21 protein-coding genes are annotated in these 21,844 nt (G+C 63.8%); 9 read left to right on the top strand and 12 right to left on the bottom strand.

Features of this window, described 5'->3' with window-relative positions:
• Positions 1–172: 172 nt before the first annotated feature.
• On the top strand, positions 173–2,722 hold the full coding sequence (gene nirB / locus H040_RS14315) for a nitrite reductase large subunit NirB (protein WP_027918126.1): 2,550 nt from the start codon (positions 173–175) through the stop codon (positions 2,720–2,722).
• A complete protein-coding gene (gene nirD / locus H040_RS14310; RefSeq protein ID WP_027918127.1) occupies positions 2,722–3,084 on the top strand; it encodes a nitrite reductase small subunit NirD in 363 nt (120 codons plus the stop codon). The genes nirB and nirD overlap by 1 nt, the downstream gene beginning before the upstream one ends.
• Before the next feature lie 82 nt (positions 3,085–3,166).
• On the opposite strand, the gene H040_RS14305 is transcribed toward nirD, so the two are convergent.
• From H040_RS14305 to H040_RS14290, 4 genes are all read right to left on the bottom strand, one after another.
• Positions 3,167–4,117: a 2-hydroxyacid dehydrogenase gene (locus H040_RS14305; protein WP_027918128.1), complete on the bottom strand. Its 951-nt coding sequence runs from the start codon at positions 4,115–4,117 to the stop codon at positions 3,167–3,169.
• Positions 4,118–4,141: 24 nt separating this feature from the next.
• Positions 4,142–4,900, bottom strand: a complete 759-nt coding sequence (locus H040_RS14300) for an SDR family oxidoreductase (protein ID WP_027918129.1) — start codon at positions 4,898–4,900, stop codon at positions 4,142–4,144.
• 18 nt (positions 4,901–4,918) lie between these two features.
• Positions 4,919–5,629, bottom strand: coding sequence for a fumarylacetoacetate hydrolase family protein (locus tag H040_RS14295; protein WP_027918130.1), 711 nt, complete (start codon positions 5,627–5,629; stop codon positions 4,919–4,921).
• A gap of 219 nt (positions 5,630–5,848) precedes the next feature.
• Entirely contained in the window at positions 5,849–7,189 is a 1,341-nt protein-coding gene (locus H040_RS14290) for an MFS transporter (RefSeq protein WP_027918131.1), read from the bottom strand.
• A gap of 413 nt (positions 7,190–7,602) precedes the next feature.
• Here H040_RS14290 and H040_RS14280 point away from each other — a divergent pair, with 413 nt between their 5' ends.
• From H040_RS14280 to H040_RS14255, 6 genes are all read left to right on the top strand, one after another.
• A complete protein-coding gene (locus H040_RS14280) occupies positions 7,603–8,532 on the top strand; it encodes a helix-turn-helix transcriptional regulator (protein ID WP_027918132.1) in 930 nt (309 codons plus the stop codon).
• Between the two features lie 10 nt (positions 8,533–8,542).
• Positions 8,543–9,475, top strand: coding sequence for a pca operon transcription factor PcaQ (gene pcaQ, locus H040_RS14275; protein ID WP_027918133.1), 933 nt, complete (start codon positions 8,543–8,545; stop codon positions 9,473–9,475).
• Positions 9,476–9,724: 249 nt separating this feature from the next.
• A complete protein-coding gene (locus H040_RS14270; protein ID WP_027918134.1) occupies positions 9,725–10,480 on the top strand; it encodes an FKBP-type peptidyl-prolyl cis-trans isomerase in 756 nt (251 codons plus the stop codon).
• Between the two features lie 278 nt (positions 10,481–10,758).
• On the top strand, positions 10,759–11,199 hold the full coding sequence (locus H040_RS14265; protein WP_027918135.1) for a YkvA family protein: 441 nt from the start codon (positions 10,759–10,761) through the stop codon (positions 11,197–11,199).
• Between the two features lie 101 nt (positions 11,200–11,300).
• Positions 11,301–11,639 (top strand): helix-turn-helix domain-containing protein, encoded by a 339-nt coding sequence (locus H040_RS14260; protein WP_027918136.1) that lies wholly within the window; start codon positions 11,301–11,303, stop codon positions 11,637–11,639.
• Positions 11,636–12,004, top strand: coding sequence for a hypothetical protein (locus tag H040_RS14255; protein WP_027918137.1), 369 nt, complete (start codon positions 11,636–11,638; stop codon positions 12,002–12,004). Before H040_RS14260 ends, H040_RS14255 begins: the two co-directional genes overlap by 4 nt.
• 7 nt (positions 12,005–12,011) lie before the next feature.
• On the opposite strand, the gene H040_RS14245 is transcribed toward H040_RS14255, so the two are convergent.
• Both H040_RS14245 and H040_RS14240 read right to left on the bottom strand, forming a co-directional pair.
• A complete protein-coding gene (locus H040_RS14245) occupies positions 12,012–13,064 on the bottom strand; it encodes an EAL domain-containing protein (protein WP_081784264.1) in 1,053 nt (350 codons plus the stop codon).
• Between the two features lie 118 nt (positions 13,065–13,182).
• Positions 13,183–15,264, bottom strand: a complete 2,082-nt coding sequence (locus H040_RS14240) for a carboxy terminal-processing peptidase (protein WP_177326690.1) — start codon at positions 15,262–15,264, stop codon at positions 13,183–13,185.
• A 142-nt stretch (positions 15,265–15,406) separates the two neighbouring features.
• Here H040_RS14240 and H040_RS14235 point away from each other — a divergent pair, with 142 nt between their 5' ends.
• A complete protein-coding gene (locus tag H040_RS14235) occupies positions 15,407–16,369 on the top strand; it encodes an NAD(P)H-quinone oxidoreductase (RefSeq protein WP_027918139.1) in 963 nt (320 codons plus the stop codon).
• A gap of 104 nt (positions 16,370–16,473) precedes the next feature.
• On the opposite strand, the gene H040_RS14230 is transcribed toward H040_RS14235, so the two are convergent.
• From H040_RS14230 to H040_RS14205, 6 genes are all read right to left on the bottom strand, one after another.
• On the bottom strand, positions 16,474–17,127 hold the full coding sequence (locus H040_RS14230) for an HAD family hydrolase (protein ID WP_027918140.1): 654 nt from the start codon (positions 17,125–17,127) through the stop codon (positions 16,474–16,476).
• A gap of 14 nt (positions 17,128–17,141) precedes the next feature.
• Positions 17,142–18,131 carry an ABC transporter ATP-binding protein gene (locus tag H040_RS14225; RefSeq protein ID WP_027918141.1) on the bottom strand — a complete coding sequence of 330 codons (990 nt, stop codon included), beginning with the start codon at positions 18,129–18,131 and terminating at the stop codon, positions 17,142–17,144.
• A gap of 1 nt (position 18,132) precedes the next feature.
• Positions 18,133–18,927, bottom strand: coding sequence for an ABC transporter permease (locus H040_RS14220; protein WP_027918142.1), 795 nt, complete (start codon positions 18,925–18,927; stop codon positions 18,133–18,135).
• Positions 18,917–19,756 (bottom strand): ABC transporter permease, encoded by an 840-nt coding sequence (locus H040_RS14215; RefSeq protein WP_027918143.1) that lies wholly within the window; start codon positions 19,754–19,756, stop codon positions 18,917–18,919. The genes H040_RS14220 and H040_RS14215 overlap by 11 nt, the downstream gene beginning before the upstream one ends.
• Complete coding sequence (locus H040_RS14210; protein ID WP_027918144.1) at positions 19,753–20,559, bottom strand: alkaline phosphatase family protein; 807 nt, start codon at positions 20,557–20,559, stop codon at positions 19,753–19,755. The genes H040_RS14215 and H040_RS14210 overlap by 4 nt, the downstream gene beginning before the upstream one ends.
• A gap of 160 nt (positions 20,560–20,719) precedes the next feature.
• Entirely contained in the window at positions 20,720–21,784 is a 1,065-nt protein-coding gene (locus H040_RS14205; protein WP_027918145.1) for an ABC transporter substrate-binding protein, read from the bottom strand.
• Between the last annotated feature and the right edge of the window lie 60 nt (positions 21,785–21,844).

The following is a 21,844-nucleotide window of genomic DNA, read 5'->3' as shown; positions in this document are numbered from 1 at the left end:
CCCGCGAAGAGGCCGGCACAGGTAACGGGCTTGGCACAGTCCCTGCTAGATCTCTGTTACAACAAAGCCCACTGATCAACGGCGATCAACCCGGGCCCCACCGTGATGAATACAGGCAAAGGCGCCTGGAGCTTCGGCTCCAGGCGCTTTTTTTTTGATCGAGGATCGGCTTATGAAGGCAACAGTGAGCGGGCAACGAGAGCGACTGGTCATCGTCGGCAACGGCATGGTCGGCCACCATTGCGTCGAGCAACTGGTCGAACGCGGCGCGCTCGGGCGCTTCGAGCTGCACGTGTTCGGCGAAGAACGCCAACGTGCCTACGACCGCGTGCACCTGTCGGAATATTTCGCCGGCAGCTGTGCCGAGACCTTGGCCCTCTGCGGGCAGGACTACTACGGCAGCAGCGGCGTGCACCTGCACCTGGGCGAAGCAGTGCTGGAAATCGACCGCGAACGCTGCGAAGTGGTGACAGCCGAGGGCCGCTACGGCTACGACCAGTTGGTCCTGGCCACCGGTTCCTACCCGTTCGTGCCCCCGATCGAAGGCTCAAGCGGCAATGCTCGCCTGGTCTATCGCACCCTCGACGACCTCGATGCCATTCGCGCCGCCGCCGGCGAAGCGCGCCGTGGCGTGGTGGTCGGAGGCGGCCTGCTCGGCCTGGAAGCTGCCAACGCGCTGAAGTCCCTCGGCCTGGAGGCGCATGTGGTGGAGTTTGCCCCGCGGCTGATGCCGGTGCAGCTGGACGGTGAGGGTGGCGCCGCGCTCAAGGCGCAGATCGAAGCGCTGGGTGTGGGCGTGCACCTGTCGTGCGCCACCCAGTCGATCAGCGCCGGTGAGGCCTACCGCTACCGCATGAACTTCGACGGCGGCCAACACCTGGAAACCGACCTGATCGTGTTCTCCGCCGGTATCCGACCGCAAGACGCCCTGGGCCGTGCCAGCGGCCTGGAAATCGCCCCGCGCGGTGGCGTGGTGATCGACAACCACTGCCGCAGCAGCGACCCACGCATTTTCGCCATTGGTGAATGCGCCTCGTGGAACGGCAGCGTGTTCGGCCTGGTTGCCCCGGGCTACAGCATGGCGCGCAACCTGGCAGCGTTGCTGATGGGCGAAGCCGCCAGCGCATTCACCGGTGCCGACATGTCGACCAAGCTCAAGCTGCTGGGCGTGGATGTCGGCTCTATTGGCGATGCCCACGGCGCCACGCCGGGGTCGCGCAGCTACCGTTTCATCGACGAGGCCAACAGCGCCTATCGCCGCCTGGTGGTGGATGCCAGCGGCAAGCACGTGCTCGGTGCAGTGCTGGTGGGCGACAACAGCTACTACGACACCTTGCTGCAGTACGTCCAGAACGGCATCGCCTTGCCGGCCGACGCTGCAGCGCTGATCCTGCCGCAAGGCGGCGGCGCACCGGCCCTGGGTGCCGACGCCCTGCCCGACAGCGCGACCATCTGCTCGTGCCACAACGTCAGCAAGGGCGCGGTGTGCGCGGCCATCGACAGTGGCTGCGGCGACCTCGCAGCGGTCAAGGGCTGCACCAAGGCGGCCAGCGGCTGCGGCGGCTGTGCGGCGTTGCTCAAGCAGGTGTTCGAACACCAACTCACTGCCCGCGGCGTGGTTGTCGACAAGAGCCTCTGCGAACACTTCGCCTTCACCCGCCAGGAGCTCTACGGGCTGGTGCGGGTCGAGGGCATCCGCAGCTTCAACGCGCTGCTCGAACGCCATGGCAAGGGCCATGTCGGCTGCGACATCTGCAAACCGGCGGTGGGCTCGATCCTCGCCTCGTGCTGGAACCAGCCGATCATGGACCCGGCGCTGGTACCGCTGCAGGACACCAACGATACCTTCATGGCCAACATGCAGAAGAACGGCACCTACTCGGTGGTGCCGCGCATCCCTGGCGGCGAGATCACCCCTGAGAAGCTGATCGTGATCGGCCAGGTGGCGAAAAAGTACGACCTCTACACCAAGATCACCGGCGGCCAGCGCATCGACCTGTTCGGCGCCCAGCTGCACGAGTTGCCGCTGATCTGGGGTGAGCTGATCGCGGCCGGCTTCGAGACCGGCCATGCCTACGGCAAGTCGACCCGTACTGTGAAATCCTGCGTGGGCAGCACCTGGTGCCGCTACGGCGTGCAAGACAGCGTTGGCATGGCGCTGCGCCTGGAGGACCGCTACAAGGGCCTGCGTAGCCCGCACAAACTCAAGTTCGCCGTCTCCGGCTGCACCCGCGAGTGCGCCGAGGCACAGAGCAAGGACATCGGCGTCATCGCCACAGACAAGGGCTGGAACCTGTACATCTGCGGCAACGGCGGCATGCGTCCGCGCCACGCCGAGCTGTTCGCCACCGACCTGGATGACGAAACCCTGGTGCGCCTGATCGACCGCGTGCTGATGTTCTACATCCGCACAGCCGACAAGCTGCAACGCACTTCGGTCTGGCGCGAGAGCCTGGAAGGCGGCCTGGATTACCTCAAGCAGGTGATTCTCGACGACAGCCTGGGCCTGGCGGCCGAGCTGGAGGCGCAGATGCAGCATGTGGTCGACCAGTATGAATGCGAATGGGCCAACGCCCTCAACGACCCCGAGAAGCTCAAGCGCTTCCGTACTTTCGTCAACGACCAACGCGCCGACCCGGACGTGCACTTCGTGCGCGAACGCGAACAACGCCGGCCGGTTGCACCCCTGCACCTGATTCCAACCGTCGAGGAGGCTGTCTGATGAACCTGTCCAATGTTGCTGCGAAAACCCAAGAGAACTGGCAGGCGGTGTGCCAGGCCGATGACCTGGTGGCCGACTCGGGCGTGGTGGTATGGCTTGACGGTGCCCAGGTAGCACTGTTCTACCTGCCCGCACTGGAGCAGAGCCTGTATGCGGTGGACAACCGCGATCCGCGGTCGGGGGCCAATATCATCGGGCGCGGGCTCGTCGGTAGCCTGCAGGGGGAACTGGTGGTGGCAGCGCCGCTGTACAAGCAGCACTTCAGCCTGCAAAGCGGGGCGTGCCTGGAAGATGCCGGGCAGCGGTTGCGGGTGTGGCCGGTGCGGATGAATGGTGGGGCGGTGGAGCTTGCGGTGGCCTGATAATTTGCTGGGGGGCGCTTTGCGCCCCTTTGCGACCGGTCCGGCGCCCCGACTTGCCCGCGAAGAGGCCGGTACAGGCGAGTTAAATGACCAACCCCTGCGGCTTGCGCCCGGCAAACACATCCACCAGGCTGGCCACCACCATCTCGCCCATGCGCGTGCGGGTCTGCACCGTGGCACTGGCACGATGCGGCTGCAGCACCACATCCTCACGGCCGAACAAGGCCTCGGGCGCCCGGGGTTCATCGGCAAACACGTCCAGCGCCGCACCGGCGATCTCGCCGGCCTCCAGCGCCGCAATCAACGCCGGCTCATCCACCAGCTTGCCGCGCGCGATATTGATCAGGTACCCCTCGGCCCCCAACGCTTTCAGGACTTCGCGATTGATCAGTGCTTCGCCCTTGTCGGCGGCCGCCGCCAGAATCAGCGCATCGCTGCCTTTGGCCAACTGCACGAGATCCGCCTCGAAGGCATAAGGCACCTCCAGCGCCTGCAGGTCGGTGTAGCGGATCGGGCAACCGAATGCCGCTGCCCGTTGAGCCACTGCACGGCCGACCCGGCCCATGCCGACGATGCCCACGCGCATGCCCGACACCTGGCGGGCCAGCGGCAGCGGTGCCAACGGTGTGGCGCTGGTGGCCCATAGGCCTGCGCGCACGAAACGGTCACCCGTGCAGATACCCCGGCACAAGCCGATCAGCAGGCCGATGGCGAGGTCGGCGACATCCTCGGTGAGGGCGCCGATGGTGGCGGTGACCTGGATGCCACGGTCACGGGCGTAGGCGAGATCCACCGCATCGGTGCCGACGCCATTGACCGCGATCACTTCAAGGTTGGGCAGGCGCGCCATCAGCGCCTGGCTGATACCGGTGTGGCCACCGGTGATCACGCCGCGAATGTGGCTGGCATGCTGGCTGACAAAGGCGTCCTTGTCGGCCTGTTCGTAGTAACGGTGCACGGTGAACAGCTGTTCCAGCCGCTCACGGATTTGCGGGATGAGGATCGGGCTCAGTTGCAGGACTTCGGGTTTCATCGGTCACTCCATCAGAATCAGCGGTCAGCCACGGCCAACGAACGGCATGCTGCTGGCCATCACGGTCATGTTCAGTACGTTGGCGTCCAGAGGCAGCGCGGCGATGTAGCGCACCGCGTCGGCCACATGGCGCACGTCGAGCATGGGCTCGGCGGCGATCTCGCCATTGGCCTGGCGCACACCACGGGTCATGCGCTCGGACAACTCGGTCAGGGCGTTGCCGATGTCTACCTGGCTGCAGACGATGTTGTACGGCCGGCCATCCAGCGCCAGTGCCTTGGTCAGGCCCAGCACCGCATGTTTGCTCGCGGTATAGGGGGCGGTGAAAGGGCGTGGGGTGTGCGCCGAGATCGAGCCGTTGTTGATGATCCGCCCGCCTTGCGGCTGCTGGCGGCGCATCAGGCCGAAGGCGGCGCGGGCGCACAGGAACACGCCGTCGACGTTGGTGGCGATGACGTTGCGCCAGTTCTCCAGCGGCAGCTCGTCGACCGGTACGGCGGGGGCGTTGATGCCAGCGTTGTTGAAGATCACGTCGAGGCGGCCATGCACCTCTTCGATGGTGGCGAACAGCTGCTCGACGCTTTGTTCATCGCGCACGTCGGTGGGCACGGCCAGGGCTTGACCGCCCGCTGCCAGTGCCTGTTCAACCACCGCTTGCAGCGGCTCTGCGCGGCGCCCGGCGAGGACCAGGCTGAAGCCGTCCTCCAGCAGGGCGAGGGCGACGGCCCGGCCGATGCCGCTGCCAGCGCCGGTGACCAGGGCGATTTTCTTGTTCTGATTCATGTTGGAGCTCCGCAAGGTTCAGGCTGCGTTGGCTGTTTGCCCGGCAGGGCGGGGGCCGACGCGCAGGTGCAGTTCGCCGATGCCATCGATGCCTGCGTGGATCGTGTCGCCTGGGTTCAGTGGCGCGACGCCGGGTGGGCTGCCAGTCATGATCAGGTCGCCCGGGCGCAGAGGTAGCTGGCGGGACAGCCGGCTGATCACCTCGGCCAGAGCCCAGGTCTGCTGGCTCAGGTGGGCGCGCTGGCGCTCCTGGCCATTGACCTGCAGCCACAGCGAGGCATCCAGTGGCCAGGGGCATTCGCTGGCGGGGACGATGGCGGTCATCGGTGCCGAGGCTTCGAACACCTTGGCACCTTCCCAGGGCAGGCCCTCGGCCTTGGCCTTGCGCTGGTGATCGCGGCGGGTCATGTCGAGGCCCGCGGCAAAGCCGAACACGTGTTCCAGGGCATGTTCCGGAGCAATGTCGGCCCCACCCTTGGCGATGGCGGCTACCAGCTCGATTTCGTGGCAGAACTCATCGGTCTGCGGCGGGAAGGGCAGTTCGCCCTGAGCCTCGACCACATTGCTCGCCGGTTTCATGAAGAACACAGGCTCTTGTGGCGCCGGCCCGTAAGCCGCTGGCCAAGGGTAGTTGCGGCCCAGGCAGAACACCCGGCCGACCGGGAAGCGCGCAGCAATGCCGCGGATCGGCAGGCTGACGATGGCCGGCGGGTTGAACAGGTAGGTCATGGGTGAATCCTCCGTACTGGAGTGGCCAGCGTAAGTCAGAGGCTGGCCGGCAAAGTTGGACGAAAACGGGGTTGGCTTGGACTATCCAAGTAACCTGCGCCGGCCTCTTCGCGGCTAAAGCCGCTCCTACAGGTACAGCGCTGTCCTCAGGCCTGGCGCTATCCCTGTAGGAGCGGCTTTAGCCGCGAAGGGGTCGGCATGGCCAATGCTTTGCTTGGATCAGGCTGCAGTTTTCAGCTCGATGCGGTACAGCTTGCCGAGCAGCAGCGAGTAAGACAGGGTGCCCATCAACGCCACCCCACCGATGAACCAGAACGCCATGGCAAACGACCCGCTTGCATGCACGATCGCGCCAATCACGATCGGCGTGACGATGCCGCCGATGTTCGCCGCCAGGCTGGTGACCCCGCCGGTCAGGCCGATCAGTTGCTTGGGCGCCACTTCCGACACTGCTGCCCACGACGCCGAGGCGATGCCCTGGGCGAAGAACGCCAGGGTGAGGATGGCGATGCACAGCACATTGGAGTCGGTGAAGTTCACCAGCACGATCGACATGCCCAGCATCGAGCCCACCACCAGCGGCAGCTTGCGGGCGAACGACAGCGAGTAGCCCTTGCGGATCAGCAGGTCCGAGACGATCCCCGCCAGAAGGATGCCGACCGTGGCACCGATGAACGGCATGACCGCGAAGATGCCGACCTTGATCAAGGTCAGCTGGCGCTCTTCGATCAGGTAGGTGGGGAACCAGGTGAGGAAGAAGTACAGCGCCGAGGTGCTGGCGAACTTGCCCAGGCAGATGGCCCAGACCTGGCGATAGCGGAACAGCTCGGCGACCTGGCGCCAGTCGAAGCGGGTGCGCTCCTGGCTGCTCTTCACCAGCCCACCGCCGTCTTCGATGTAGGCCAGCTCTTCCTTGCTGACCTTCTTGCAGTTCAGCGGGTCGCGGTACAGCCACAGCCACACCACGCCGAACAGGATGCCGACCAGGCCGGTGCTGTAGAACACGTGGCGCCAGTCATAGGTGGTCGCCAGCCACAGCAGGGCGCCGGTGAACAGCGCGGTGCCCAGGTACTGGCCGCACACGTAGATGCTGCTGGCCATGCCGCGTTCGCGGGCGGGGAACCACACCGTGACCGCGCGGCTGTTGGCCGGGAAGGCCGGGGCCTCCATGGCACCGACTGCCAGGCGCAGGCCGAACAGCGAAGCGAAGCCGCTGGCCAGGCCTTGGGCCACGGTGACTGCCGACCAGCTGATCAGGGATACGCCGTAGGTCAGGCGCGAACCGAAACGGTCGGCGATGAAGCCGGCAGGTACCAGGGCCAAGGCGTAGGTCCAGGCGAAGGCGGAGAAGATAAGGCCCATCTCGACCTTGTCCAGGCCCAGGTCCTTGGCCATGAACGGCGCTGCGATGGAAATGTTCACCCGGTCGACGTAGTTGATGATGGTCGCCACCAGCAGCAGCGACAGCATGAACCAGCGGCGGCGGGTGGGCAGGCGCTGGGCAGGGGCCGCGTCCAGCGCGTACGACGACGCGGCGCGGGGGGTAGGCGTGCTCGACATGAGTCGACCTCGTTTGTTGTTGTTGGTAGAGGTTGGGCTGCAGTCCCTTTTCTAAGGTGGTCGTACAACATCTCGAATGCAACGGCTGTTTTAGACCGTTTTTTTCATACGAGGCGGGGGATGGTGGCCCTGTCCAAGAAAATCAGCGGGCAGGGTTTTGCTCGGATTTCATGCTGCAGGGCGCGATTTTTGAGGGTTGCACAGTTTTCTGGTTGCGCTGCTTTTTGTAGACGGGTTTAAATTGGTAAGTCTAGACGTCGTACAACTTGGCTTTGCCTGCCCAGGCCTCTCACGGGCAAGCCCGCTCCCACAGGTACTGCGCAGTCTTGAAGCCCTGTGGAGATTTGTGGGCGCGGGCGTGCCCGCAAAGAGGCCTGGACAGGCAGCGCCACACACCGATTGGAGCAAGCCGAATGCCCCCCAAACGCGAGGTCCCGACCTACGTCATGCAGCAGCGCAGCGAGCTGATGGATTTCTACATCCGCGATCAGCGCGGCCGCCCCGCCGAGACCGCGCCGCATCGTCACGAGTACTTCCAGATTCAGGTCAATTTGGGTGGTGACACGGTGCAGCATATCGGCAGCGTGCAGCGCCCCTTCAGGCGCAACACCCTGGCCTTCATCCTGCCGCACCGGGTGCATGTGATTCCGCACCCGGCAGACAGCGACTTCGTGGTGATCAATTTCTCCCAGACCTTCCTGCTGCCGCACCTGGCCTGCGACCCGATGGACCTGGAAGAGGTGTCGATCCTGCAGGCGCCGGAACTGTCACCGTTCCGCTTCCAGGAGCATCTTGATTTCTGCCTCGATGAGGCCGACTTCGCCGAGGTGCGGCAGCTCCTCGAACGCATGCGGGCGCTGGACGGCAACCGCCGCTTCGGGAGCCGCGAAATGCTCAAGGGCCTGTTGCTGCAGCTGATCGGCCAGGTCTGCGGCCTGTACGCCGAGCCGCTGCGCGAACTGGCCGACAGCAATGCCGCCCAGCTCAGCCGCCGTGCCGCGCTGGGCCGCATGAGCGAGTACCTGCGCCGACATATCGACGACCCCGACCTGAACCTGCATAAAGTCGCCGCCGCTACCTACCTGTCGCCGACCTACCTGACCCACTGGTTGCGCAAGGAAATCGGCAAGACCTTCAGCGAGCTGGTACTGGAGCGGCGCATGCACACTGCGCGCAACTACCTGCTCAATGGCAGCCGCCCGGTGGGCGAGGTGGCGCGGCTTTGTGGCTTCGCCGATGAAGCCTACTTCTCCCGGCGCTTCCGCCAGATCCACGGCCTGCCACCGGGGCAGTTCCGCCGCCAGCAGCGCGACCCGGATACGCCGCAGGTCGCGATGCGGTAAGCTTGCCGGCATGAACCTCGACACCCGCATCAAGTACCGCCACCTGCTGTGTTTCCTGGAGATTGCCCGGCAGGGCAGCCTGGCCAGGGCGGCCGATATTCTGGCGATCAGCCAGCCAGCGATTTCCAAGACCCTAAAGGAGCTCGAGGACCTGCTCGAAGCGCGCCTGTTCGAGCGCAGCCGCCAGGGCGTTGAGCTGACCCCGGCCGGCACCCGCTTCATGCGTTATGCCGGGCCCAGCGTGCAGGCACTGCGTGATGGCGTCAGCAGCCTGCGCGGTGAAGCGCGGGCACCGTCGCAGGTGCGCATTGGCGTGCTGTCGACGGTCGAGGGGCTGCTGATGCCCGAGGTGCTGTGCCGGCTGCATCAGCGCCACGACGCTTTGGTGATCAGCGTGGTGACTGGGGTCAGTGCGCAGTTGCTCGGGCAACTGCACCTGGGCGAGCTGGAACTGGTGGTCGGGCGCATGACCGACAGCCCGCAGATTCAGGGGCTGTCATTCGAGCACCTGTACAGCGAGTCCATGGCCGTGGTCGTGCGCCCCGGCCACCCCTTGCTCGCGAGCGCACCCGTGGAGCGGCAGCGGGTCGGGCAGTATCCATTGGTGCTGCCACCACCTGGCACCACCATCCGCCAGCATGCTGACAGCCTGTTCGTGCAATGCGGGATCCAGATGCCGGCGCAGCGCCTGGAGACCTTGTCGCTGGCGTTGAGCCGGCGTTATTTGCTGGGTAGCGATGCGTTGTGGGTGGCGCCGCGTGATGCGGTACTGCTCGACTTGCGCCGAGGGGAGTTGGCGGAGCTCGACCTGGGCGTGAGTGAACCGGGTGGTTCGGTGGGGATCTGCCGTAATGCGGCCTTGCCGTTGAGCTTGCCGGGGCAATGGGTTTGCGAGGTGCTGCGCGAGCTCGCCGAGCAGTATCGCGAGGGGCGGTACCCTTGAGGAGCCGGGGACAACCTCACCCTCACACCAGCTCAGAACCTGCAGAAATAAAAAGCCACAAAAACCCGGAAAACCCGCCACAAACGGTCAATACTGGCCAATGGCTGTAAAGCTTCCATGAAGAAGCCTTTACCTACTGAACTTCCTTACGAAAACCCGCTCTTATGCCGGTAGCCATTGGTGATGGCCGCCTGATAAGCTCGCGGCTTTACCCTGATTGCCCTTATGGCGCATGAACAAGGAAATAGCATGAAACAGCATCGTCTGGCGGCTGCGGTTGCCCTGGTAGGCCTGGTACTGGCTGGCTGTGATCAACAAGCCAGCAGCCCCGAGCTGAAGACTCCGGCACAGAAAGCCTCCTACGGTATCGGCTTGAACATGGGCAAGAGCCTGGCTCAGGAAGGCATGGAAGACCTTGATTCGAAAGCGGTCGCCCTCGGTATCGAAGACGCCGTTGGCAAGAAGGAGCAACGTATCAAGGATGAAGAGCTGGTAGAAGCCTTCACCGCGTTGCAGAAGCGCGCTGAAGAGCGCCTGGCCAAGGCCAGCGAAGAAGCCGCCAGTGCTGGCAAGAAATTCCTCGAAGAAAACGCCAAGAAACCTGGCGTGGTCACCACCGCCTCGGGCCTGCAGTACGAAGTGGTGAAGAAGGCCGACGGCCCACAGCCGAAGCCGACCGACGTGGTCACCGTTCACTACGAAGGCAAGCTGATCGATGGCAAGGTGTTCGACAGCTCGGTCGAGCGTGGCAGCCCGATCGACCTGCCAGTCAGCGGTGTGATCCCAGGCTGGGTCGAAGGCCTGCAACTGATGCACGTTGGCGAGAAGTACAAGCTGTTCATCCCGGCTGAGCTGGCCTACGGTGCCCAGAGCCCAAGCCCGCTGATCCCGGCCAACTCGGTCCTGGTGTTCGACCTGGAACTGATCGCCATCAAAGACCCGGCCCAGCTGCAGGGTGGCGAAGCGCCGGAAGCCGAAGCCCCGGCCGAAGCTCCTGCCAAGTAATACTGCTGGTACTTGCACAACGCCCCGTTATGACGGGGCGTTGTCGTTTCTGGGTGATCATTTGCCGAACCTCATGCGGCTGGCATTGTCCGAGCATGAGCAGTGTGAAGAAGCCGGAAGCTTCTGACGCAAATCGTTTGCGGATCTGAAACGACTGTGTAAAAAACGCCCGATCTGACCGGGGCCCTTGCCTTGTGGGCGCCTGCCGTCTCAAACTTCGCCCTGTTCACAAGGTTATCCACAATAAATGTGGATAACCTGTCCCTGCCGGAGGCTCCATGAGCGCACCCTGGAATTTTGCCCGTTTCCTGCCTTTGGCCGAGCGCCTGCTCAGCCGTGGCCGGTTGCCGGCCTTGCTGTTCGCAGTGGCCCGCAAAGGCCCGCGCATCGGCCAGTTGCGTAATGACGTCAAGCTGCTGCAGTCGCTGTGCCTGGCCTGGTGGCGCGGTGAGTATCGAGCCATCAGCCCCAAGGCGCTGGTGACCATCGTCGCGGGCCTGCTGTACTTCGTCAGCCCTATCGACGCCATCCCTGACTGGATCCTGGGGGTCGGCTTTCTCGATGACATCGCCGTGCTCGGCTGGGTACTGAAGACCGTGGCCGATGAACTGGCGCGCTTCAAGGCCTGGCGCGACAGCCAGGCGCCCGAGCGCCTGCGGGTGGTCGAGCGCTTGCCCGACACCCCCGAAGCGCTGCGCCTGGAGCGCAATACGCACTGAAAAAGAGCAAGTCCCCACACACTCCCGCGCTTGGTAATATAATTGGCATAAGCGTTATGCCTACGGATTACATGCAGTAATCCTTACGTAAGGGGGTTGTAATGGGTATTCAGGTTATTAGCCGGGACGGTCAGCCCGAGTACGCAGTCGTGCCCTGGGAGCAATATCAGGCGCTGCTCAAGGCAGCCGGGCAGGCACCCGCCGAGGGGGGGGCCGAGTCCGCGCAACAGAGCACCCCGCCAGCCAGCCTTCCAGCGTTCAGTGAAGTGGCTCAATTGCGCCAGGCCAAAGGCATCGCTCCTGAGCAGTTGGCGCGTAATGTCGGGGTCAGCCCGGCTTACCTGGCCATGATCGAATCGGGCGAGCGCCAGCCGGATGCTGCGATCCGCCGTGCCCTGGCTTGGCATCTTGGGGTGGCTGGCTGGAGCGAGCCGTCATGAGCCAGGTCAGGATCAGCCGTCAGCATTGGCAAAACCTGCTGGACGAGCTTGACCTGGCCCGCCGTCAACGGCACCTGCTCACCTACCGTGCGCTGATCGAGCGGCTGCAGTTGCCCAGCCCGGCCATGCAGACCCTGACCGCCGCGCTGGAATACCTCGCCGTGCTCGATGCCCGTGCCGAGCAGCCGCTGCGCAGCTCGCTGGTGATCAGCCAGGGTGCCAGCCGTTTGCCGCGCACCGGCTTTTTCGAATGCGTGGAGCGCCTGGGGCGGTTCTCGGGGCCGGTCGATGGCATGGAGGCGGCGTCCTGGCATGCCTCCGAGGTTGTCAGGGTGTTCGAGTACAGCTATCCCGAGACGGCCTGATGCATCCCTAAGCCTGACGCGATTCCTGTCGGAGCGGCCTTGTGTCGCGAAACGGCTGCGCAGCAGCCCCGGCGGCGCACGCAGTGACGCTGAAACCCTGGGGCTGTTGCGCAGCCCTTTCGCGATACAAGGCCGCTCCTACAACAGGCAATGCATTCCTGTGAATGAATCCGCAAGACCGGCCATGGGTATCTACCACTTCCAATGCGTCCAGGTGCTGGTGCCGACCAAACAGCTCCAGTAGCTGCCCAAGCGTGGCGTCGAGCCGTACCCTTGGCTGTTCGGCCATCGGTACACTCATCAGCGCTGGCAGCTGTCGGCTCTCCCGTACTCCCAACTCCTGAGGCCGCCCCAGCAGGTAGCCCTGTACCAGGTCCACACCCATCTCGGTCAACACCGCCAGCTCTTCCGGCAACTCGATCCCTTCGGCAATCACCTGTGCTTTCGACGCACGGGCAATTTGCAGAATGGAGCCGACGAACTCGCGCTTGAGCGGGTCGCGGTGAATGCCATCGATGAAATGTCGGTCGATCTTGACGTACTCCGGGCGCAGCTCCGACCACAGGCGCAGGCTCGAATAGCCCGCACCCAGGTCGTCCAGGGCAATGGAAAAGCCCATGTCACGGTAGTGGTGCAAGGCGTTGGACAGCAGCTGGAAATCGTCGGTCGGGGTCTGCTCGGTCAGTTCGATCACCACCCGGCTCGGTGCCAGCCCTACGTGCTCGAGCAGCTTGAGGGTGAGCCCGGAAGGGTAGTGTGGTTCCAGCAGCGATTCGGGCGAGATGTTGAGAAACAGCTTGCCGTCGAGGCCTTGCTCGCTGAAACGCCGGCATGCGCTTTCCCGGCACGCAGCCTCCAGTTCGGTGAGTTGACCAGCCTGGCGGGCAATGGCGAACAGGTTCAACGGTGAGTGCAGCGGGCTGTTGGAGGGGCCACGGCTCAGGGCCTCATGAGCGAACACGCGCCGCTCGCTGATGCAGACGATCGGCTGGAACAGGCTGTGAATGCTGCGCTGAGCCAGAATGGCGCTCAAGGCACTGAGCTGTTCGGCGACGGTCATGACGGTATCCTGAAAATGAAAGGGCCGGGCGTTCGCACGCCCGGCCCCTCTATTTCACGACAGCGCGATGACTGTTTGATGACAGGTCACATTAATCTGCCATCACTGTCGAAGTGCCTTATTTCTTGGCTACCTTGGTGCTCGCGCTCAGGTAGTCGATCAGGATGCGCCCGGTCTCCGAGAGGTAGGCGTCATCTTCCGGCTTGGTATTTTCATCCTCGGCCGGCAGGGCATCCTCGTCCTCTTTCTTCAGCTCCTTGAGTGGCTCTTCGCCCTTGGCCTTGCGACGGGTGTTCTCCAGTGCCAGCTGCTTGGCCTCGACGTCGTCGTGGCGGGCACGGCGTTCCTGCTCGTTGAGGCTGACGGTCTTCTCGTCCATCAGCTTCTTGGTCAGGGCCAGGCGGTCGCGGATGTAGATGAACTCTGCATCCTTGTCGCTACGTGCTTCATGCTGTGCCTTGAGCTGCGCCAGGAACGGCTTGAACGGGTCGGACGCCGGCTTGACCACCGGGCGGATGGTATCCCACGGCATGGCCTCTGGCAGGGCGCTTTCGCCGATTTCCTTGGTGTCGATGATCGACGGGTAGTCGATATCCGGGAGCACGCCCTGGTGCTGGGTGCTCTGCCCGGAAACCCGGTAGAACTTGGCCAGGGTCAGCTTCAGCTCGCCATGGTTGAGGGGCTGGATGGTCTGTACGGTGCCTTTGCCGAAGGTCTGGCCACCGATGATCAGCGCACGGTGATAGTCCTGCATGGCGCCGGCGAAGATCTCCGAAGCCGAGGCAGACAGGCGGTTGACCAGCAGCGCCAGCGGGCCTTTGTAGAAGGCGCCCGGGTTTTCGTCTTCGAGCACGTCGACGCGGCCGTCGCTGTTGCGTACCAGCACGGTCGGGCCTTTCTCGATGAACAGGCTGGTCAGCTCGGTGGCTTCCTGCAGGGAGCCGCCACCGTTGTTGCGCAGGTCGATGACCACGCCGTCGACCTTTTCCTTTTGCAGCTCGGTGAGCAGTTTCTTCACGTCGCGCGTGGTGCTCTTGTACTCAGGGTCACCGGCACGGTAGGCCTTGAAGTCCAGGTAGAAGGCCGGGATCTCGATGATGCCGAGCTTGTAGTCACGCCCGTCCTGCTTGAGCTTGAGCACCGACTTCTTCGCCGCCTGCTCTTCGAGCTTCACGGCTTCGCGGGTGATCGAGACGATCTTGCTGGTCTGGTCGCTTGGCGCATTGCTGGCCGGGATCACTTCCAGGCGCACCACCGAGCCTTTCGGGCCACGGATCAGCTTGACCACTTCGTCAAGGCGCCAGCCGACTACGTCGACCATTTCCTTGTTGCCCTGAGCGACGCCGATGATCTTGTCGGCCGGTGCCACCTGCTTGGTCTTGGCGGCCGGGCCTGCCGGCACCAGGCGCACGATCTTGACCTGGTCGTTGTCGCTCTGCAGCACCGCGCCGATGCCTTCGAGCGACAGGCTCATGTTGATGTCGAAGTTTTCAGCGTTATCCGGCGACAGGTAGTTGGTGTGCGGGTCGTAGGACTGGGCGAAGGTGTTGATATAGGCCTGGAAGATATCCTCGGCACGGGTCTGGTCCAGGCGCGCCAGCTGGTTCTTGTAGCGCTTGGTCAGGGTTTCCTGGATCTGCTTCGGCTCTTTGCCAGCGATCTTCTGGCGCAGCACCTCGTCCTTGACGCGTTTGCGCCACAGGTCGTCGAGCGCGGCCTGGTCCTTCTCCCACGGTGCATCCTTGCGGTCGATCAGCAAGGTTTCCTTGGTGGTGAAGTCCATCTTGTCGACGCCCTTGGCCAGTTCGGCCAGGGCGAAGTCCAGGCGCTGCTTGACGCGGTCGAGGTAGCGCTTGTAGATGGTGAAGCCGGGGTCGAGGTTGCCGCTTTTGAGGAAGTCGTCGAACTGCGTCTTCCACTTGTCGAATTCGGCGATGTCGGCTGCGGTGAAGTAGCTGCGGGCCGGGTCGAGCAGCTTGATGTAGCTGTCGTAGATGATCACCGAGCGGGCGTCATCGAGCGGCGGCTTGCTGTAATGGTGGCGCTTGAGCAATTCCACCACGTTGAGGCTGGCGACGATTTCGTCACGATCCGGCTGCAGGCTGTCCCACTTGTTGGCGGCCGCCGCATTGCCGCCGAGCGCAAGGCTGCCCAGGCCAACCATCAGGGCCAGGGCGGTGCTAGGTAGGAAATGCTTCATGCTGATTCGACGTGGAGGCAATTGATCACGCATAGTAGGCCGTCTTTTCCGTTCGCCGGTTCCATCGGAGCCGGGCAAATACTGCAAAAAGCCTGAGGAGTGGCTCCTCAGGCTCAGTCTGTGATTCAACTATGGAGGCACTGTGAAGGCATTGCAAGGCGTTGACGGACATGTGGCCTGGGTCGAGGCCGAACGCCCGACCTGTGACGCGGGCCAAGTGCGCATTCGAGTGGCTGCTGCGGGGCTGAACCGAGCCGATCTGCTGCAGATGAAGGGTCTGTACCCACCGCCGCCAGGCGCCAGCCCGTACATGGGCCTGGAGTGTGCCGGGGTGATCGAAGAGGTTGGTGCCGGCGCTGACTGGCGTGTGGGCGATCGCGTTTGTGCGTTGCTGGCCAGCGGCGCCATGGCCGAAGAAGTGGTGGTCGATGCCCGCCATGTGTTGCCGGTGCCAGAGGGCCTGAGCCTGCACGAAGCGGCGGCGCTGCCGGAGGTGTACGCCACGGCATGGTTGAACATCTTCCAGCTGGGCAAGGTGAAGGCCGGTGAAAAAGTGTTGGTGCATGCCGGTGCCAGTGGTGTGGGCTCGGCGGCGATCCAGTTGTGCAAGGCCTTCGGCAGCCCGGTATGGGTCAGTGTCGGTTCCCAGGACCGCCTGGACTACTGTGCAGCGCTGGGCGCAGCCGGTGGCGTGGTGCGTAACGAGAACCTCGAGGCACTGGAAGGCTTCGGGCCGTTCGACGTGATTCTGGACCCGGTGGGTGCCAGCTACGGCGAGCTCAACCTGAAGCTGTTGGCCCGTGACGGGCGTTGGGTGATCATCGGCTTGATGGGCGGGCGCAAGTTCGAGCTGGACCTGGCCCAGGTGTTGGGCAAGCGCCTGGAAATCACCGGCTCGACCCTGCGCAACCGCGATGACGGCTTCAAGGCCGAACTGCTGCGTGAATTGCAGCAGCAGGTATGGCCGCTGTTTGCCGAAGGGCGGTTGTCGGCGCAGTTGGTCGATACCTACCCGGTCGAGTTTGCCCAGGCGGCGTATACCGAGCTCGAAAGCAACCAGGTATCCGGCAAGCTGGTGATGGTGATTGACCCAAGCCTGGCATAAGCAGGCACGGCCTCTTCGCGGGTGAACCCGCTCCCACCAGGAACGGTGATCCCTGTAGGAGCGGGTTCACCCGCGAAAGGGCCGGTACAGGCAATGCAAGATATTCAGGACCAGGTCAGAATCGGCCAGCCATTGGTCTGTGCATGCTCACGCAACACCGCATCCGGGTTCACCACATGCGGATGATCCACCTTCAGCAACAGCGGCAAATCATTGCGCGAGTCGGAATAGAAACTCGCCCCTTCCAGGTTCTCCTGCTCCTGGTCCAGCCATTCCAGCAGCCGGGTGATCTTGCCCTCGCGGTAGGTCAACACCCCGTGGGTCTTGCCGGTATACACCCCGTTCACCGCTTCAAGCTCGATCGCCAGGTACTCGTCCACCCCCAGGCGCGCCGCAATCGGCCCGACCAGGTGCGTGCCTGAAGCAGAAATGATCAGGATGCGATCACCCCGCTGGCGATGCTCGGCTATGCAGCGGCAGGCGTCGCCGTAGATGATCGGCTCGATCACGTCTTCGACCCACGGCTCCACCAGGTGCTCGACTTCCTCCAGCGTGCGCCCGGCAATCGGCTCCAGGCTGAACGCCATATAGTCTTCCATCCGCAGGTGGCCCTTGCCGTAAGCCTCCATCAGTTCATGGTCGCGGCGCAGGAATTCCTTGCCGTCGACCCAGCCCAGCCGGGCCATCTGTTCACTCCACAGCGACGCGCAGTCGCCGTGGATCAGGGTTTCGTCCAGATCGAAAATTGCCAATGCCATGATGGTGATTCTCCTTAGGCCACTTCGCGCAGCGCCGTGGGGTCGATCGACAGGGAAACGCGCTTGCCGTCGGCATGCAGGTCGTCAGGCGAACGATTGAGCACGTCGACCACCAGTTCCACCTCACGCACTTGTACGCGGTAGCGGATGACGTTGCCAAGCAGGCTGTGACTGAGCACCTCGGCGTCCAGTTCACCGTTGACACCCAAGGTGATCGACTCCGGGCGAATGGCCAGGCGGCCGGCCACCGGGCGCTGCAGCAGGCGGCTGGCGCTGTCGGCGTCGAGCAGGTTGTAGTTGCCGATGAAGCCGGCGGCGAACAGGTCGACGGGCGCTGTGTAGAGGGTTTCAGCATCGCCGCTCTGGACGATGCGCCCCTGGTTCATCAGGAAGATGCGGTCCGACATTGTCAGTGCCTCTTCCTGGTCGTGGGTGACGAAGATGGTGGTCAGCCCCAGCTCGCGCTGGATCGCACGGATCTGCTCGCGCAGGTGCTTGCGGATGCGCGCATCCAGCGCCGACAACGGCTCGTCGAGCAGCAGCAAGCGCGGGCGGGTGACCAGCGAGCGGGCCAGGGCCACGCGTTGGCACTGGCCACCAGACAGCTGGTGCGGGTAGCGCCCGGCGAAACTGCCCAGCTCCACCAAGTCCAATGCTTCGCGCACGCGCTGCAGGCTTTCATCGGCCTTGACCTTTTGCATGCGCAGGCCAAAGGCGACGTTCTGTTCCACAGTCATGTTGGGGAACAGCGCATAGCTCTGGAACACCATGCCGATGCCGCGTTTTTGCGGGCTTAGCGGCACGATGTCGTGGCCGTCGATAAGGATGTTGCCACCGTCCACTGGGGTCAGCCCTGCGATGCAGCGCAGCAGGGTGGACTTGCCGCAGCCGGAGGGGCCGAGCAGGGTGACGAACTGGCCGCGTTCGATCTGGCAGTCGATGTTCTCGAACACCGGGCTGCCGGCGTAGCTCTTTTGCAGGTTCTGTACGCTGACGAAGCTCATGTCAGGTTTTGTCCTTGTTCAGGCGGTTGGCGACCCAGGTCAGCACCAGCACGAAGGCGAAGTAGGAGATCACCAGCGCGCTGTTGAAGTGGCCGCTGCTGTTGCGCATGTTGTTCAGGTACACCTGCAGGGTCTCGTAACGGGTACCGACCAGCAGGTTGGCGAACACGAACTCGCCGAACAGGAACGAGAACGACAGCAGCAGCGCCACCATCAGGCCCTTGCGCAGGTTCGGCAGTACCACCAGCAAGGCGGCCTGCCAGGTGCTGGCGCCGAGCAGCTGGGCGGCATCCATCAGGTCGCGCAGGTTGATCGCCTGCAGGTTGTTGGTGATCGCCCGGTACATGAATGGCAAGGCGATGGTGAAGTAGCAGCCGATCAGGATCCACGGCGTGCCGACCATCGCCATCGGGCCGCTGCCATAGAGCTGCAGCAGACCCACCGATGACACCACCGGCGGTACCGCGAACGGCAGCAGGATAAGGATGTTCATCAGCGCGTCGAGTTTCGGGAAGTGGTAGTGGACCACGAACAGCAGCGGCAGGATCAGCACCACCGACAGCAGCAGCGCGCCCAGGCACACCAGCAGCGACTGGCCGAACGCGGCCAGGAAGCGTGGCTCGCTCCACAGCGCGATGTACCATTTGAGGGTCAGGCCGCTGGGCAGCAGGCTGGCCGACCAGCTGGTGGCCAGCGAGTAGAGCAAGGTGCCGGCCAGCGGCAGCAGCAGGATCAGGAACAGCAGGTACACGACCACGCGGTGGTACAACCCGGCGCAAGACTTTTCAGCGCGCATGGTAGCTCCTCTTGAGCAGCCATTGATGGACCACCGTGACCAACGTCATCAACCCCACCAGCACCACCGCCAAAGCGCTGGCCAGGTTCGGATCGAGGCTGATGTCCCCGGCCACCAGGCCGGCAATGCGGATCGGCAGCACGTTGAAGTTGCCGGTGGTCAGGGCATACACGGTGGCGTAGGCGCCGAGGGCGTTGGCCAGCAGGATGACGAAGGTGCCCAGCAGTGCCGGGGTCAGTACCGGCAGGCCGATGTGCCGCCAGAACTGCCAGTGGCTGGCACCGAGCAGCGCGGCCGATTCACGCCAGTCTTCGCGCAGGGCGTCGAAGGCGGGGTAGAGCAGCAGCACGCCGAGCGGGATCTGGAAATAGGTGTACACCAGGATCAGGCCGCTCTTGGAGTAGATGCTGAAGTCTTCCAGCAGGCCGATCTGTTTCAGCAGCAGGGTCAGCGCACCGTTGAAGCCGAGCAGGATGATGAAGGCGAAGGCCAGCGGCACCCCGGCGAAGTTGCTGGTCATGTTGGCGAAGGCATTGACGAAGTCGCGCAGCTTCGAGTCGACCTGGCGCAGCGAGTAGGCGCCGAGGGTGGCGATGACAATGCCGAACAGGCTCGACCAGAAACTGATCTCCAGGCTGCGTTGCAGCGCCTGCAGGTAGAACTTCGAGGCGAACACCTTGCTGAAGTTGTCCACGCCCCAGCCCGCTTCCGATTGCAGGCTGTTGATGGCGACCCAGGCCAGCGGGGCGATCTGGAAGATGACGAAGAACACCGCGAACGGCAGCAGGCAGAGCAAGGCCAGGTAGCGGCCACGGTTGCCGGCCCTCACGTGAGCAGCTCCCGGCAGACAGTCTTGTCGTGTGCCGCACCGAGCAGCTCGCAGATGGTCCCGCACAGTTCGGTCTGCAGCGGCTTGGCGGCCGGGTCGAGGCTGAAGGCGTCGCCGAACACGAACAGCGGCACCTCACGCTCCTCGGCCAGCAGGCCGTTGTGCGAGCGGTCGTTGTTCATGCCGTGGTCGGCGGTGACCAGCACCTGGTAGCCCTCTTCGAGCCAGCCCGGCAGGTAGTCGGACAAGAGAATGTCGGCGCTGCGTGCGGCATTGCGGTACTGGCTGCTGTCCAGGCCATGGCGGTGGCCGACATCGTCGATGCTCATCGGGTGCACCAGGAGGAAGTTCGGCGCATGCCGGCGACGCAGGTATTCGCCGTCGGCCAGCAGGTGCGAATCAGGGTAGCGATCGTCCCAGTAGAACAGGCCGTGCTGGATTGGCAGCTTTGGCGCGTGGGTGTGGCGGTCGCGTTGCGGGTCGAAGGGGGAGCGGTTGTACAGCTCGCTCATCCAGTGATAAGCCGCCGCGGCAGTACCCAGGTTGGCTTCCCGGGCGTAGTGGAACACGCTGCGCTGGTTGGACAGGCGGTTGATGTTGTTGTGCACGATGCCACTGTCGATCGGTGCCACACCTGTGAGGATGCACTCGTAAAGCGGCCGTGACAGCGACGGCAATTCGCATTCCACGCGGTACAGCGCGGCGCGGTCGGCCTCGACATAGGCGTGCAGGTGGCCCATGGCGTGGTGGGCGACCTGGTAGTTAAGGCCGTCGAGCAGGACCAGGATGACGTTGTGATGCATGGTGGCTCCAGTCTTGAATCGCGTTGGCCTCTTCGTGGCGTTTCGGCGCCCCGACAAGCTCGCGCCCACAGGGATATCACAGGCTCAGGGGCAGTGATTCACCTGTGGGAGCGGGCTTGCCCGCGAAAGGGCCGGGTCAGGGATTACAAAAGCTAGCCCTTTATTCCATCTCGATGATCACTTGCTCCTGCCACTTCTGTGGCAGTGCCTTGGAGGTCGCTTCCCAGGCCGCGGCATCCTTGATCGGTTGCGCTGCCTTGTACTGCTCGTTGGGCAGCAGCTTGGCCTGCACATCCTCCGGCAGCTTCAGGTGCTCGGCACGGATTGGTCGCGCATGCCCCTTGGCCAGGTTGATCTGCCCGGCGTCGCTGAAAATGTACTCGCGCGCAAGCTTCGCCGCGTTCGGGTGCTTGGCGTACTTGTTGATCACGGTGGTATAGCCCGAAATCACCGAACCATCGGACGGGATCAGCACCTCGAAGCGTTTCGGGTCGATCTGCTCGCGATAGCTCAGGCCGTTGAAGTCCCAAACCACACCGACTTCCACCTCGCCCTTCTCCAGGGTCTGGATGGTCGGGTTGGCCAATGACAGGCGTTTCTGCTGGGCCAGTTTGGTGAACAGTTGCAGGCCAGGCTCGATGTTCTTTTCGTCACCCTTGTAGGCGATGGCCGCAGCCAGAACGCCGTTGGCGGCCTGGGCAGCGGTGCCGACGTCACCGATCGCGACCTTGTACTTGCCTTTTTCCAGGTCGTGCCAGCTGGTCGGGCGATCGCCTTCCTTGACCAGGTCCTTGTTGATGATGAAGGCAATGGTACCGGTATAGGCCAGCGCCCAGTGGCCGTCCTTGTCCTTGGCCCACTCAGGCACCTGGTCCCAGGTGCTCGGCTTGTACGGCTGGGTCACGCCCTTGCTGGCGGCGATCGGGCCGAAGGCGGCACCGACGTCGCCGATGTCGGCGCTGGCGTTGTCCTTCTCGGCTTCGAACTTGGCGATTTCCTGGGCCGAGCTCATGTCGGTGTCGCTGTGCTTGAGGCCGTACTTGCTGGCCAGATCGTCCCAGGTGCCTTTCCAGTTGGCCCAGGCATCGGGCATGCCGACGCTGTTGACGTTGCCTTCCTTGCGGGCGGCGTCTTCCAGGGCCTTGAGGTCGGGGCCGGCGGCCATCGCCGAGGTACACAGGGTAATGGCCGAGCCGAGCAGTGACGCCATGAACAACTTTTTCATCCGAAGCTCCTTGGGTGGGTGCCTTTAGCGATCGTTGTTATGAGTGAAGCTGTTATTGCT

Source organism: Pseudomonas sp. URMO17WK12:I7 (assembly GCF_003269045.1).
In the GTDB taxonomy this organism is placed as follows: domain Bacteria; phylum Pseudomonadota; class Gammaproteobacteria; order Pseudomonadales; family Pseudomonadaceae; genus Aquipseudomonas; species Aquipseudomonas putida_J.
The sequence above is the reverse complement of the archived record's forward strand: the minus strand, read 5'-3'. Positions and strand labels throughout refer to the sequence as shown.

Excerpts from the sequence above, each read along its gene's own strand:
- nirB (WP_027918126.1), top strand. The coding sequence starts at position 173 with ATGAAGGCAACAGTGAGCGGGCAACGAGAGCGACTGGTCATCGTCGGC.
- nirD (WP_027918127.1), top strand. The coding sequence starts at position 2,722 with ATGAACCTGTCCAATGTTGCTGCGAAAACCCAAGAGAACTGGCAGGCG.
- H040_RS14305 (WP_027918128.1), bottom strand. The coding sequence starts at position 4,117 with ATGAAACCCGAAGTCCTGCAACTGAGCCCGATCCTCATCCCGCAAATC.
- H040_RS14300 (WP_027918129.1), bottom strand. The coding sequence starts at position 4,900 with ATGAATCAGAACAAGAAAATCGCCCTGGTCACCGGCGCTGGCAGCGGC.
- H040_RS14295 (WP_027918130.1), bottom strand. The coding sequence starts at position 5,629 with ATGACCTACCTGTTCAACCCGCCGGCCATCGTCAGCCTGCCGATCCGC.
- H040_RS14290 (WP_027918131.1), bottom strand. The coding sequence starts at position 7,189 with ATGTCGAGCACGCCTACCCCCCGCGCCGCGTCGTCGTACGCGCTGGAC.
- H040_RS14280 (WP_027918132.1), top strand. The coding sequence starts at position 7,603 with ATGCCCCCCAAACGCGAGGTCCCGACCTACGTCATGCAGCAGCGCAGC.
- pcaQ (WP_027918133.1), top strand. The coding sequence starts at position 8,543 with ATGAACCTCGACACCCGCATCAAGTACCGCCACCTGCTGTGTTTCCTG.
- H040_RS14270 (WP_027918134.1), top strand. The coding sequence starts at position 9,725 with ATGAAACAGCATCGTCTGGCGGCTGCGGTTGCCCTGGTAGGCCTGGTA.
- H040_RS14265 (WP_027918135.1), top strand. The coding sequence starts at position 10,759 with ATGAGCGCACCCTGGAATTTTGCCCGTTTCCTGCCTTTGGCCGAGCGC.
- H040_RS14260 (WP_027918136.1), top strand. The coding sequence starts at position 11,301 with ATGGGTATTCAGGTTATTAGCCGGGACGGTCAGCCCGAGTACGCAGTC.
- H040_RS14255 (WP_027918137.1), top strand. The coding sequence starts at position 11,636 with ATGAGCCAGGTCAGGATCAGCCGTCAGCATTGGCAAAACCTGCTGGAC.
- H040_RS14245 (WP_081784264.1), bottom strand. The coding sequence starts at position 13,064 with ATGACCGTCGCCGAACAGCTCAGTGCCTTGAGCGCCATTCTGGCTCAG.
- H040_RS14240 (WP_177326690.1), bottom strand. The coding sequence starts at position 15,264 with ATGAAGCATTTCCTACCTAGCACCGCCCTGGCCCTGATGGTTGGCCTG.
- H040_RS14230 (WP_027918140.1), bottom strand. The coding sequence starts at position 17,127 with ATGGCATTGGCAATTTTCGATCTGGACGAAACCCTGATCCACGGCGAC.
- H040_RS14225 (WP_027918141.1), bottom strand. The coding sequence starts at position 18,131 with ATGAGCTTCGTCAGCGTACAGAACCTGCAAAAGAGCTACGCCGGCAGC.
- H040_RS14220 (WP_027918142.1), bottom strand. The coding sequence starts at position 18,927 with ATGCGCGCTGAAAAGTCTTGCGCCGGGTTGTACCACCGCGTGGTCGTG.
- H040_RS14210 (WP_027918144.1), bottom strand. The coding sequence starts at position 20,559 with ATGCATCACAACGTCATCCTGGTCCTGCTCGACGGCCTTAACTACCAG.
- H040_RS14205 (WP_027918145.1), bottom strand. The coding sequence starts at position 21,784 with ATGAAAAAGTTGTTCATGGCGTCACTGCTCGGCTCGGCCATTACCCTG.